The sequence below is a fragment of the Streptomyces albiaxialis genome, assembly GCF_039530985.1.
GTDB lineage: Bacteria > Actinomycetota > Actinomycetes > Streptomycetales > Streptomycetaceae > Streptomyces > Streptomyces albiaxialis.
This window is the reverse complement of record NZ_BAAAPE010000001.1, coordinates 439,613-452,769: the sequence shown is the minus strand read 5'-3', so window position 1 is coordinate 452,769 and position 13,157 is coordinate 439,613. Positions and strand designations below refer to the sequence as shown.

Sequence of the window (13,157 nt, the reverse complement as noted above, 5' to 3'; positions counted from 1 at the left end):
CACGGCCGGTCTCCTACTGGTCGATTCCCGGTCAGGGGCTGTTGCTGTACGTGAGCACTGTTCCGGCATAGCGGGCATTCACAGACGGGCCACCGCTCCGAGGCGAGCGGCTTGCAGGCGGCGTACGGGATGACCCTGTCCGACACGAACCGGGCCGTACGGCTGCCGTCGCGCGCGTAGTAGACGCGGAGTGTGAGCGCGGGCTTGTCGTCCGTCATACGGAGCTTCCCTCCGTCATGCCTGTCGTGGCCGTGAACTGGGCGAACACGACGGTATGCGGCGGCGGTTGAGGGCAGTCCCAAATATTCCCGAATATTCTCGCGCGACTCTCCGTAATGTCTCGACATTCCTCGGTGACCCCGGACACCCTTGCTCCGCGGGGATCCACAAGCGGTGGACGAGCGAGAGGCGATCGCATGGCACGCAGGATGCGGTTCAACGGGACGGGCAGCGAGGACGACGGTTGTCCCGTCCGTGCACGAGGACCTGGACAGTGGGGAGGTGATCGTGCACGGACCTCCGCTCACCGATCCGGACGATGTGGCGAATCTCCAGCACTTGGCAGAGGGGGAGGTCGCGGTCGTCGTACCGCGTGAGCTTCTGGCGGACTGGGCGCCCAAGGACACGACGCGCCAGGCGCGGATCATCGATCTGGACGAGTTCAGAAACCTGTTCCGCACCTTCGAGCACTCGACGTGGCGGCTGGAGACCCGTCGCCGGTACGCCAGTGACGAGGAGACGGACACCTACCGGCGGTTCACGGAGACCGGGGACGCGAAGTGGGAACTCGACGATCGCGCATACGCCCGGATGATCCGTTCGCAGACCGATCAGGGCAAGCGGGTCGAGCGCGTACGCATCGTGGACGAGCCGCCGACGACGGGGCAGCTCTATCTGCTCGACAACGCGAAGGAGAACGCGACCTTCGGCGAGGACATCCGCAATCTGTCGCGGGCGGCGGCGGACCGGCTCCAGCTTCCCGCCGAGGACTTCTGGCTGTTCGACGGCCGATTGGTGGCGCTTCTCCGGTTCGATGACGACGATCAGCTCCTCGACGTGGAGCTGATCACCGAACCGGCCGAGGTGGTGCGGTACTCCATGATCCGGGAAGCGGCGTGGCACCACGCGGTGCCGCACGAGGAGTTCGCCGCAGGGCTGGACAAGAACGAGTAGGAGGGCGAGAACTGTACCGGTGAGCACGGACTATCAGAAGGCGCGCGAGAGCCTGGGGCGACGACTCCGAGAGCTCCGGGTCGAAAGTCCCCTCGGCCGCCTCACCGGGACGACTCTGGCCGAACGTCTCGGCTGGCAGCAGTCGAAGATCAGCAAGTTGGAGAACGGGAGGCAGACGCCCACGCCCGAAGATCTGCGGGCGTGGGCGGAGGCCACCGGCCGCGAAGACGCCTTCGAAGAGCTGCACGGTCGGCTGAAGGGTTTCGAGTCCCACATCCGCTCGTGGCGGCGGCAGCTCGCGGCGGGTCACCGCCCGGTGCAGGACGCCTGGAGCGATCTGATCGACGGTTCCAGCACGCTGCACGTATGGGAGAACTTCGCGGTCGAGGGGATGCTCCAGACCGCTGACTACGCCCGGCACGTCTTCCAGTGCTACGAGGCGCTCCAGAATTGCCCGAGGGACACTGAAGACGCGGTACGGGCCCGCATGAGGCGGCAGGAGTGGCTGTACCGGCCGGGAAAGCGGCTGAACGTGCTGATCTGGGAGGGCGCGTTGCGCGCACGAATAGCGCCTCCCCCCGTGCTGGTCGCGCAGCTCGACCGGCTGCTGGGCGTCGTGGGCATGGACACCGTGTGCCTGGGGATCGTGCCGCAGGACGCCCAGCTTGCGCTGCCGCCGGGGAATGCTTTCTGCATCCTTGACGAACGGCTCGTCATCGTCGAGGACTGGCACGCCGAGCTGTGGATCGACGATGCCGACAGCGTCGCGACCTATCGGCGGGTCTGGGAGGCGTTCCACGCCTCGGCCGTGTACGGCGCCGAGGCGCAGCAGGTGATTGCGCGGGTGCGGCGCGATATCGAACGGGAGTCCACCCGAGGGCACGGCAATGTGCCGTATCGGTAAGGCCGTTAGGGCGACTCGGCCGAACCGTAGTGATCGCGTAGTGGGCGTCCAGCGTGCACCCTGTCCCCATGGCACAGGCACAGGCAGAGGATGTGGCGCGGGCCCTGCGCGGCGTGGTGCGCGGTGAGGTGGAGTTCGACTCGGGCAGCCGCGCGCTGGTCACCATGGACGCGTCCAACTATCGGCGCGTACCGCTGGGTGTCGTGGCGCCGAGGGACGCCGACGACGTGGCCGCCGTGCTCGCGGTCTGCCGCGAGCGGGGGGTTCCCGTCGTGGCGCGGGGCGCGGGGACCTCGATCGCCGGGCAGGCCACGGGAGTCGGGGTCGTTCTCGACTTCACGCGGCACATGCGGGCGATCGAGTCGATCGACCCGGACAGCCGTACGGCCGTCGTGCAGCCCGGCGTGATCCTCGACGATCTGCGCGACGCGGCAGGCGCGTACGGGCTCACCTTCGGGCCCGATCCCTCGACGCACAGCCGGTGCACGCTCGGCGGGATGATCGGCAACAACTCGTGCGGCTCGCACTCCGTCGCCTGGGGGACGACCGCCGACAACGTGAGCGCGCTGGACGTGCTCACGTACGGGGGCGAGCGCGCGCGGCTCGCGCCGGGCGGCGAGGGGGTTCCGGCCAGGCTCCGGAAAGGTGCCTCGGCCCTCGTGCAGGGCGAGTTGGCGCGGCTCCGCACCGGGTTTCCCGAGCTGCCGCGCCGGATCTCCGGGTACGCGCTGGACGAGCTGCTGCCCGAGAAGGGCGAGGACTGGGCCCGCGCCTTCACCGGGAGCGAGGGCACGCTGGGGGTGCTGACCGCCGCGACCGTCAAGCTCGTGCCCGTGCCGGGCGCGCGGGTGCTGGCCGTGCTCGGGTACGCGGACGAGAGCGCGGCGGCGGAGGCGGCGGCCGGTCTACTGCCGTACGGACCGCTCACCGTCGAGGGCATGGCCAACGACCTCGTCAGCGACGCCGCCCGGGCCTCGCTGCCCAAGGGCGGTGCCTGGCTCTTCGTCGAGGTCGGCGGCGACGACGCCGGGCAGGCGAAGGCCAACGCCGAGGCGCTGTGCCGTGCCGCGCGCGCGGGGACCACCGACCACACGCTCGTCACCGAACCGGCCGGGCAGCGCTCGCTGTGGCGGGTGCGCGAGGACGCCTCGGGGACGGCCACGCGGATGCCGGACGGTTCCGAGGCGTGGCCCGGCTGGGAGGACTGCGCGGTGCCGCCGCAGAGGCTCGGCGCGTATCTGCGGGACTTCCGCGCGCTGCTGGGCGAGTACGGGCTGCGCGGGCTGCCGTACGGGCACTTCGGGGACGGCTGCATCCACGTCCGTATCGACTTCGACCTGCTGGGCGAGGCGGGGATCCGGAAGTTCCGGGACTTCTCCTACGCCCTGGCCGACGCCGTCGTCGCGCACGGCGGCTCGCTCTCCGGCGAGCACGGGGACGGGCAGGCCCGCGCCGAGCTGCTGCCGAAGATGTACGGGCCGGAGATGATCGGCCTCTTCGGCCGCTTCAAGGACCTGTGGGACCCGGCGGGCGGGCTCAACCCCGGAATGCTGGTGCGGCCCGACCGTATCGACGAGAACCTGCGCTTCGAGCCCCTGGCGCGGCGCGGGCCCGTCGACGTCGAGTTCGGCTATCCGCACGACGGCGGGGACTTCTCCGCGGCCGTACGCCGCTGCGTGGGCGTCGCCAAGTGCCGCAACGAGTCGTCGTCCGGGGCCTCCGTGATGTGCCCCTCCTTCCGCGCGACGGGCGAGGAGAAGCACTCCACGCGCGGGCGCGCCCGGCTGCTGCACGAGATGCTCGCGGGCGAGGTCGTGACCGACGGCTGGCAGTCGGAGGAGGTGCGCGACGCGCTCGACCTGTGCCTCTCGTGCAAGGGCTGCCGCACGGACTGCCCGGTGGGTGTGGACATGGCGACGTACAAGGCCGAGTTCATGCACCACCACTACGAGGGCAGGCGCCGCCCCATGGCGCACTACTCGATGGGCCGGCTGCCGGAGTGGCTGCGGCTCGGCGCGGCGACGCGCGCGGTGCCGCTGCTGAACGCGGGCGCGAGGATCGGCCCGCTGGCCGCCGTCGCGAAGAAGCTGGGCGGGATCGCGCCCGAGCGGGACATCCCCGCGCTGCCGCGCACGCCGTTCACCCGGTGGTGGCGGAAGCAGAGCGACCGGGGCCCGGAGGACGGTCAGCGGGTGGTGCTGTGGCCGGACACCTTCACCAATTACCTCTCGCCGGAGGCGGGTTCGGCCGCCGTCGAGGTCTTCCGCGACGCGGGTCTGCGGATCGCGGTGCCGCCGAAGCAGGTGTGCTGCGGCCTGACGTACGTCTCCACGGGCCAGCTCGACCGCGCCCGTACGGTCATGCGGCGCACCCTGGACCATGTCGAGCCCGCGCTCGACGCGGGGCTGCCGGTCGCCGTGCTCGAACCGCCGTGCGCGGCGGCGCTGAAGACGGACGTGCCCGAGCTGCTCGGCGACGATCCGCGTGCGGCGCGGCTCGCCGCGTCCGTACGCACGTTCGCGCAGGTCCTGGAGGAGTACGCGCCGGACTGGACGCCGCCGAGGCTGGACCGGCCGGTCGCCGGCCAGACCCACTGCCACCAGCACGCCGTCATCGGGGAGGCCGCCGAGAAGCGGCTGCGGGAGCGGGCGGGGCTGACGGGTGAGCTGAGCGGCGGTTGCTGCGGGCTCGCGGGCAACTTCGGGTTCGAGGCCGGGCACTACGAGGTGTCCGCGGCCTGTGCCGAGGACCAGCTCCTTCCTGCCGTCCGGGAGGCCGTGCCCGGCACGGAGCTTCTCGCCGACGGCTACTCGTGTCGGACTCAGCTCGAACAGTTGGGCGGCGTGCGGAGCCGCCACCTCGCGGAGGTCCTGGCGGACGGCCTCAAACCGTGACGTGCCCCGCGCCCCTGAAGGAGAGCGCCCCTCCAGGGGCGCGGCCCTGCGATCGCGCCGGGTCACGACACGTCGGGGCTTGCCCGATCAGGGGTGCGGGCCTCCCGAGCACTGTGGGGAGGAGTGGGGCCCGCCCTAGAGGGGGCGGGCCCCAAGTTTCGGGGGGCGGTTGGGTCAGACGTTGAGGACGAAGTCGAAGCTGGCCTGGTAGCCGGAGCCGACGGGGCGGACCGTCATCAGGAGACGGGAGTCGAAGATCGGGTCCGTCTGATTCCTCGGCTCGCCCGGAAAGTAGAGCTGGGTCGTGAGGACGGGCCGGTTCGGCGCCTGGAGCTTGACGTGGAGGTGCCGGGTGCGACCCGGATAGAGCCCGGGGCGCAGAGTCGTGAGCCGGAAGCTGCCGTCGGCGCCGGTGAACTGGTGGCCGCGGAAGCGGTATCCCACGTTGTCGTAGGCCCCGTTCGCGTCGGCCTGCCACCAGTCCAGCAGGACGTTGGCGAGCGGCTTGCAGCCCACGCTGAAGACGTAACCGCTGACGCTCAGCGGACGTCCGGGCGCGCCCGGCGGCACGATCGAGTCCCGTCGCGGGGAGTTGGGCTTGAAGTAGGGGCCCTCCGTCTGCGGCGGCGTCGGATCGTCGCCGTCGTCGCAGGTCGGAGTGGCCTCCAGCGGCTTGCGGTCCGCGACCTTGTCGCGGGCCAGCGCGGGCCCGGCGGCCGCGCCCGTGCCGATCAGGACGGCCGCGGGCGCCGCCGCCATGGCGGCCCTCAGCACGCTCTTGCGGGTCATGCCGCCGCGCGCGGCGCGGTCCGGGGCCCCGCCGGTTTCGCGGGGAGTCTCTTCGGGGGTCTCGTCCACGGTGCTTGCCTCGCTCTCCAAGGGTGGGGAAGTGCGGGGGCGGGACGCGTCCGGCCTGTGGGGGCCCGGTGGGAGCGACGTTACGGGCGGGGTGTGCCGCGGTCGATGGACAGGGTGCGGGGACCGTGGTGATTTCCGTCGGCCCTGCGCCGGAACTCGCCGGGGCTCGCCCCGGTCTCGCGGCGGAAGAAGCGGCAGAAGTACGCCGGGTCCGCGAACCCGACCTCGCGCGCGACCTTCCCCACGGTCAGCGCCGTCCCGGCGAGCAGCCGCTTGGCCTCCAGCACCTGGGCGTGCCGGATGAGCTGGCCGGGGGTGCGGCCGGTGGACTCGCGGACGGCGGCGGACAAGTAGCCGACGGAGACGCCGAGTTCCGCCGCGCATGTGCGTACGGACAGTTCGGCGACGGCGCCGGGCCGGGCGAGCAGCCGTACGAAGTCCTCGGAGACGGCGGCGGTCCGGCTCACCGGCTCGGGCGCGGTGGCCGCGGCGCCGGGCGGCAGCCGCGCCGCCTCCGCCAGGAGGATGTGCAGATACGCCTGGAGCACGGAGACCATGTCGTGCTGCTGCTCCGCGTACTCCTCGCGCATCCGCGTCAGCAGGCCGTCGACGCGGGGCGCGGCGCGGCCCGCGAGCGGCAGCGAGGGGGAGTCGCCGAGGCGGCGCAGCCGGTCCCGGTCGCCGGGGTGCGCCAGCAGGAACGCGTCCTCGAAGAGCACGACCACGCCCTGGAGTCCGGTGACCCGTTCCCAGTGGTGGACCTGGCCCGGCGTGATGAAGCACAGGTGCGGCGGGGCGAGCGGCCAGCGGCGCAGGTCGATCACGTGGGAGCCGGTGCCGTGGGTGACGTAGGCGATCTCGTAGAAGGTGTGCCGGTGCGGGAAGGACGCGCGGGAGAGCGGCCCGATCGAGTCGAACGAGCCGATGGCGAAGGGAAGCACCTGCGGTGCGGGCACGTCCAGTCGGTGCAGCGGCATGGTGGGGGCGGCGCTGGTCACGGTCCCTCCTCCGTCCTTCCCCGTTCCTCTGGACTAGGCCAATCCTTTGCATACCGTTGACCCTCGGCGGCGTCAACGGCATCCGGACAACCGTGACTTCGATTCATGCAAGCACGCTTGCTTGTTTTTGGGATCGCTGTCACTCTCGACCGGACGCGGCTTGTTGACGCGACGTCCACGAAGGAGCGGCATGCCTGACGCGGCGGCGGTATCGCACGAGGTGTTCGACGACATGCGGGCGGAGGGCGAGGAGCTGGAGGCCGTCGTGGCCGGGCTCTCCGCCAAGGAGTGGGCCCTGCCGACGCCCGCCGCCGGATGGACCGTCGCGCACCAGATCGCCCATCTGGCCTGGACCGACGAGCGGGCGCTGCTCGCCGCCACCGACGCCGACGGCTTCCGGCGGGAGACCGAACGCCTCATGGCGCGCGAGGACCCGATGGGCTTCGTCGACGAGGCCGCCGAGGAGGGCGCGCGGGCGCAGCCCGGCGCGCTGCTCGGCCGCTGGCGCACCGGCCGCGCCGAGCTGCCGGCCGCGCTGGCCGCACTGCCGCAGGGGGCGCGGATGCCCTGGTACGGGCTGCCGATGAGCGCGCCCGGCATGGCCACCGCGCGGATCATGGAGATGTGGGCGCACGGCCGCGACGTGACCGACGCGCTCGGCGTCCCCCACCCCGTCACCGCCCGGCTGCGGCACGTCGTCCGCATCGGCGTCCGCGCGCGGGACTACGCGTACGCGGTGCGCGGACTGGAGCCGCCCGCCGAGCCGTTCCGCGTCGAGGTGACGGGCCCCGGCGGCCAGGTGTGGGCCCACGGGCCGGAGGACGCTGCGCAGCGCGTGACCGGGGACGCCGTCGACTTCTGCCTGCTGGTCACCCAGCGCCTGCACCGCGCCGACGCGGACGTACGCGCCGAGGGCGCCGACGCCGAACGGTGGCTCGGCATCGCCCAGTCCTTCGCGGGGACACCGGGCACCGGGCGGGAACGGAAGAAGCCGTGACGGGCGCGGAAGAGGCCGTGACGGATACGGAAGGAGCCGTGACGGGTACGGCTACGGGCGGCGTGCTGCGGGTCGGGAACGCGTCCGGTTTCTACGGCGACCGCTTCGACGCGCTGCGCGAGATGCTGACCGGCGGCCCCCTCGACGTCCTCACCGGCGACTATCTCGCCGAGCTGACCATGCTCATCCTGGGCCGGGACCGGCTGAAGGACCCCGCGCGGGGGTACGCGAAGACGTTCCTGCGGCAGTTGGAGGAGGGGCTCGCCCTCGCCCGCGAGAGGGGCGTCACGCTCGTCACGAACGCGGGCGGGCTCAACCCCGCGGGACTCGCCGACGCCGTACGGGAATTGAGCGGGCGCGTGGGCGTGCCCGCGCGCGTGGCGCACGTCGAGGGCGACGACCTGCTGGCGCGCGGGGGCTGGGGAGAGGGCGTGCTGACCGCCAACGCCTATCTCGGCGGCGCGGGCGTCGCCGCGTGTCTGCGCGCGGGCGCCGACATCGTCGTCACCGGGCGCGTCACGGACGCCGCACTGGTGAGCGGGGCCGCCGCCGCGCACTTCGGCTGGGGCGCCGGCGACCTGGACGCGCTCGCCGGCGCCGTCGTCGCGGGCCACGTCCTGGAGTGCGGCACCCAGGCGACGGGCGGCAACTACGCCTTCTTCGCCGAGGAGTCGATCGACGTACGGCACCCCGGCTTCCCCCTCGCGGAGATCCGGTCCGACGGCTCCTCCGTGATCACCAAGCACCCCGGTACGGGCGGCGCCGTCACCGTCGGCACCGTCACCGCGCAGCTCCTCTACGAGACGGCCGGAGCGCGCTACCCGGGCCCCGACGTCACGGCCCGGCTCGACACCGTACTGCTCGTGCGGGACGGCCCGGACCGGGTGCGCGTGGAGGGCGTACGGGGCGAGCCCCGCCCGGAGATGCTCAAGGTGGGCCTCACCCGGCTCGGGGGCTTCCGGAACGAGGTCACGTTCGTGCTCACCGGACCGCGCGTCGAGGAGAAGGCCGCACTGGTGCGGGAGCAGATGGAGGCGGCCCTGGCCAAGGCCCGCCCGGAGCACGTGAGCTGGACCCTCGCCCGTACGGACCGGGAGGACCCGGCGACCGAGGAGGAGGGCAGCGCGCTGCTGCGGCTCGTCGCCCGGGACCCGGACCAGGAGGCCGTGGGGCGGGCGCTGTCGGGCGCCGCGATCGAGCTGGCCCTCGCGAGCTACCCGGGATTCCATGTGACGGCGCCGCCGGGGAAGGGCGCGCCGTACGGCGTGTTCGAGGCGGCGTTCGTCCCGGCGGCGGAGGTGCCGCACGTCGCGGTGCTGCCGGACGGGACGCGGACGGACGTCTCGTGGGGCGCCGCCCCCGCTCCCCGGGAGCCGGACACCGTCCCCGAGCCCGTTCCCCGGACGCGGGAGAGGCCGGACGGGGACGCACCCGTCACCCGTCGCGTCCCCCTCGGCCGCGTCCTCGGCGCCCGCAGCGGCGACAAGGGCGGGAGCGCCAACATCGGGGTCTGGGCGCGGGACCGGGACACGGACGTCTGGGAGTGGATGGAGGCCGAGCTGACCGTCGGCCGCCTCCGCACGCTGCTCCCGGAGACGGCGGAACTGGACGTCGAACGGCACGTCCTCCCGAACCTCCGCGCCCTCAACTTCGTGGTCGGCGGGATCCTCGGCGAGGGCGTCGCCTCGCAGGCCCGCTTCGACCCGCAGGGCAAGGCGCTGGGGGAGTGGCTGAGGTCGCGGCACATGGACATACCGGAGGAGCTGCTCAAGTGGCCAAGGTGAGGTCGGCGCTGGACACGGCGGGAGCCGCGTACGCGCGCAACCGCGAGGAGATGCTCGGCAGGCTCGCCGAGCTGGACGCCGAGCAGGCGAAGGCGGTCGCGGGCGGCGGCGAGAAGTACGTCGAGCGGCACCGAGGGCGCGGCAAGCTGCTCGCGCGGGAACGCATCGAGCTGCTGCTCGACCCGGACACCCCGTTCCTGGAGCTGTCGCCGCTCGCGGCATGGGGCAGCGAGGCCGATGGATACACAGTGGGCGCCTCGCTGGTGACCGGGATCGGGACCGTCGAGGGCGTCGAGTGCCTGATCACGGCGAACGACCCGACCGTACGCGGCGGCGCCAGCAACCCGTGGACGCTGAAGAAGGCGCTGCGCGCGAACGAGATCGCGTACGCGAACCGGCTGCCCTGCATCGCCCTCGTGGAGTCCGGCGGCGCCGACCTGCCCAGCCAGAAGGAGATCTTCATCCCCGGCGGCGCGCTCTTCCGGGACATCACGCGGCTGTCGGAGGCCGGGATCCCGACGCTCGCCGTCGTCTTCGGCAACTCCACGGCCGGAGGCGCGTACATCCCCGGGATGTCCGACCACGTGATCATGGTGAAGGAACGCGCGAAGGTCTTCCTCGGCGGCCCGCCGCTGGTCAAGATGGCGACCGGCGAGGAGGCCGACGACGAGGAGCTGGGCGGCGCCGAGATGCACGCCCGTACGTCCGGGCTCGCCGACTACCTCGCGCTGGACGAGCAGGACGCGCTGCGCCGAGCCCGTCGCGTCATCGCCCGCCTCAACTGGCGCAAGGCGCACCCGGATCCGGACCCCGCGCGCGTACGGGAGCCGGAGCACGACCCCGAGGAGCTGCTCGGCATCGTCCCCGGGGACCTCAAGGTGCCGTTCGATCCCCGCGAGGTCATCGCGCGGATCGTGGACGGCTCCGACTTCGACGAGTTCAAGCCGCTGTACGGGACGAGCCTGCTGACCGGGTGGGCGAGCCTGCACGGCTATCCGGTCGGCATCCTGGCCAACGCGCAGGGCGTGCTCTTCAGCGAGGAGTCCCAGAAGGCCACCCAGTTCATCCAGTTGGCCAACCAGCGCGACATCCCGCTGCTCTTCCTGCACAACACCACCGGCTACATGGTCGGCAAGGACTACGAGCAGGGCGGCATCGTCAAGCACGGCTCGATGATGATCAACGCGGTCTCGAACTCGAAGGTCCCGCACCTCTCCGTCCTGATGGGCGCGAGCTACGGCGCCGGGCACTACGGCATGTGCGGCCGCGCCTACGACCCCCGCTTCCTCTTCGCCTGGCCCAGCGCCAAGTCCGCCGTCATGGGCCCGCAGCAGCTCGCGGGCGTGCTGTCGATCGTCATGCGGGAGTCGGCGGCGGCCAAGGGCAAGCCGTTCGACGAGGAGGCCGACGCCGGGCTGCGGGCGATGGTCGAGCAGCAGATCGAGAGCGAGTCGCTGCCGATGTTCCTGTCGGGGCGTCTCTACGACGACGGCGTCATCGACCCGCGCGACACGCGCACCGTGCTCGGGCTGTGCCTGTCCGCGATCCACACCGCGCCCGTCGAGGGCGCGCGCGGCGGCTTCGGCATCTTCCGGATGTGACAGGGACCTGTGAAGGGGACTGGGACGTGATCGATTCTGTACTGGTCGCCAACCGTGGGGAGATCGCGCGGCGCGTCTTCCGCACGTGCCGCGACCTGGGCCTGGCGACCGTGGCCGTCGCCTCCGACGCCGACGCGGCGGACGGCGCCCCGCACGCGCGGGAGGCCGACGCCGCCGTACGGCTGCCGGGCGCCGCGCCCGCCGACACGTATCTGCGGGGCGACCTGATCGTGCGGGCCGCGCTCGCCGCGGGCGCCGACGCGGTCCACCCCGGCTACGGCTTCCTCTCCGAGAACGCCGCCTTCGCGCGCGCCGTCCAGGACGCGGGGCTGGTGTGGATCGGGCCGCCGCCCGCCGCGATCGAGGCCATGGCCTCCAAGACCCGCGCGAAGAAGCTGATGGCGGACGCGGGCGTGCCGCTGCTCGCGCCGGTCGAGGCGCCGGGCGAGGCCGACCTTCCGCTGCTGGTCAAGGCGGCGGCGGGCGGCGGCGGGCGCGGCATGCGCGTCGTGCGCGAACTCGCCGCGCTGGAGCGCGAGACCGAGGCGGCGCGGGCCGAGGCCGCCTCGGCGTTCGGCGACGGCGAGGTCTTCGTCGAGCCGTACGTCGAACGGGCGCGCCACGTCGAGGTGCAGGTGCTGGCCGACGCCCACGGGGAGGTGTGGGCGCTCGGCACCCGCGACTGCTCGCTCCAGCGCCGCCACCAGAAGGTGATCGAGGAGGCCCCGGCGCCGGGGCTCGGCGAGGAGCTGACGAGTGTGCTGTGCGAGGCCGCCGTCGCGGCGGCGCGCGCGGTGGGGTACGTGGGCGCGGGCACGGTCGAGTTCCTGGTCTCGCACGACGGCCGCCCGTACTTCCTGGAGATGAACACCCGGCTCCAGGTCGAGCACCCCGTCACGGAACTCGTGCACGGGATCGACCTCGTCGCCCGTCAGATACGGATCGCGGAGGGCGCCGCGCTGCCCGCCGGAGGCCCGCCCCCGGCCGCCGGGCACGCCGTCGAGGCCCGCCTCTACGCGGAGGACCCCGCGCGCGGCTGGCGCCCCTGGACCGGAACGGTGCTGCGGCTCGACGTGCCGGGCGACGTCCGTCTGGACAGCGGCGTCGAGGCGGGCACCGAGGTCGGCGTCCACTACGACCCGATGCTCGCCAAGGTCGTCGCGCACGCGCCCACCCGGCAGGAGGCCGTACGGAAGCTCGCCCGCGCGCTGGAGGGGGCCCGCGTCCACGGCCCGGTGACGAACCGGTCCCTCCTCGTCCGGTCGCTCCGCCACGAGGAGTTCGTGACGGGACAAATGGACACGGGCTTCTACGGGCGGTACTTGGAGGAGCTGACCGGTGCGAACGAGGAAGCCTCGCTTCCACTCCTGGCGGCGGCGCTGGCGGACGCGGCGCGTCACGGTACGCCGCGTGTCGGCGGCTGGCGGAACGTGCGGTCGCAGGCGCGGACGAAGCGGTTCCGTTCCGAGCCGGACGGGGCCGAGCGCGAGGTCCGCTACCGCTGGGAGCGGGGCGGCACGCTGACTCCGGAGGACCAGCCGGGGGTACGGGTGGTGAGCGTCTCCGGTTCGCTGGTCGTCCTCGAAGCCGAGGGCGTGCGGCGTGCCTTCTCGGTCGCGGCCTACGGGCGCCGCGTCCACGTCGACTCCCCCCTCGGCTCCCACGCCTTCACGTCCCTCCCCCTCCTCCCCGAACCGGAATCCACCCTCGCCCCCGGGTCCCTCGTGGCCCCGATGCCGGGCACGGTCGTGAGGCTCGCGGAGGGCCTCACGCCGGGCACCGAGGTCACTGCGGGGCAACCTTTGCTCTGGCTGGAGGCCATGAAAATGGAACACGAGGTCACCTCCCCGACAGAGGGCGTCCTCTCCTCCCTGGACGTGACGGTGGGCCAACAGGTCACCTCCGGCGACATCCTGGCCACAGTGACGTGACCTGCCAATGGGCTGCG

7 protein-coding genes and 2 pseudogenes are annotated in these 13,157 nt (G+C 72.8%); 7 read left to right on the top strand and 2 right to left on the bottom strand.

What is annotated here, in order from left to right; genetic code table 11:
• Positions 1-416: 416 nt before the first annotated feature.
• The 3 genes and pseudogenes from ABD343_RS02030 to ABD343_RS02020 all read left to right on the top strand — a co-directional run bounded on the left by ABD343_RS02030 (position 417) and on the right by ABD343_RS02020 (position 4,971).
• Positions 417-1,173: pseudogene (locus ABD343_RS02030) on the top strand (DUF6879 family protein).
• A gap of 19 nt (positions 1,174-1,192) precedes the next feature.
• On the top strand, positions 1,193-2,077 hold the full coding sequence (locus tag ABD343_RS02025) for a helix-turn-helix domain-containing protein (protein ID WP_344523262.1): 885 nt from the start codon (positions 1,193-1,195) through the stop codon (positions 2,075-2,077).
• Between the two features lie 68 nt (positions 2,078-2,145).
• Positions 2,146-4,971 carry an FAD-binding and (Fe-S)-binding domain-containing protein gene (locus ABD343_RS02020; protein WP_344523261.1) on the top strand — a complete coding sequence of 942 codons (2,826 nt, stop codon included), beginning with the start codon at positions 2,146-2,148 and terminating at the stop codon, positions 4,969-4,971.
• A gap of 177 nt (positions 4,972-5,148) precedes the next feature.
• On the opposite strand, the pseudogene ABD343_RS02015 reads toward ABD343_RS02020, so the two are convergent.
• Together ABD343_RS02015 and ABD343_RS02010 are read right to left on the bottom strand one after the other, a co-directional pair.
• Positions 5,149-5,760, bottom strand: a pseudogene (locus ABD343_RS02015) (dioxygenase family protein); the annotation flags it as partial.
• A gap of 149 nt (positions 5,761-5,909) precedes the next feature.
• Positions 5,910-6,806 carry a helix-turn-helix domain-containing protein gene (locus ABD343_RS02010; RefSeq protein WP_344524344.1) on the bottom strand — a complete coding sequence of 299 codons (897 nt, stop codon included), beginning with the start codon at positions 6,804-6,806 and terminating at the stop codon, positions 5,910-5,912.
• Positions 6,807-7,017: 211 nt separating this feature from the next.
• Here ABD343_RS02010 and ABD343_RS02005 point away from each other — a divergent pair, with 211 nt between their 5' ends.
• The 4 genes from ABD343_RS02005 to ABD343_RS01990 are packed head-to-tail and all read left to right on the top strand — an operon-like array spanning position 7,018 to position 13,140.
• Positions 7,018-7,824 carry a TIGR03084 family metal-binding protein gene (locus tag ABD343_RS02005; RefSeq protein ID WP_344523259.1) on the top strand — a complete coding sequence of 269 codons (807 nt, stop codon included), beginning with the start codon at positions 7,018-7,020 and terminating at the stop codon, positions 7,822-7,824.
• A gap of 38 nt (positions 7,825-7,862) precedes the next feature.
• On the top strand, positions 7,863-9,608 hold the full coding sequence (locus tag ABD343_RS02000) for an acyclic terpene utilization AtuA family protein (RefSeq protein WP_344523257.1): 1,746 nt from the start codon (positions 7,863-7,865) through the stop codon (positions 9,606-9,608).
• On the top strand, positions 9,596-11,209 hold the full coding sequence (locus tag ABD343_RS01995; RefSeq protein WP_344523255.1) for an acyl-CoA carboxylase subunit beta: 1,614 nt from the start codon (positions 9,596-9,598) through the stop codon (positions 11,207-11,209). Before ABD343_RS02000 ends, ABD343_RS01995 begins: the two co-directional genes overlap by 13 nt.
• A gap of 26 nt (positions 11,210-11,235) precedes the next feature.
• Complete coding sequence (locus ABD343_RS01990) at positions 11,236-13,140, top strand: ATP-binding protein (RefSeq protein ID WP_344523253.1); 1,905 nt, start codon at positions 11,236-11,238, stop codon at positions 13,138-13,140.
• Positions 13,141-13,157 lie beyond the last annotated feature (17 nt).

Excerpts from the sequence above, each read along its gene's own strand:
- ABD343_RS02005 (WP_344523259.1), top strand. The coding sequence starts at position 7,018 with ATGCCTGACGCGGCGGCGGTATCGCACGAGGTGTTCGACGACATGCGG.
- ABD343_RS02010 (WP_344524344.1), bottom strand. The coding sequence starts at position 6,806 with ATGCCGCTGCACCGACTGGACGTGCCCGCACCGCAGGTGCTTCCCTTC.
- ABD343_RS02020 (WP_344523261.1), top strand. The coding sequence starts at position 2,146 with ATGGCACAGGCACAGGCAGAGGATGTGGCGCGGGCCCTGCGCGGCGTG.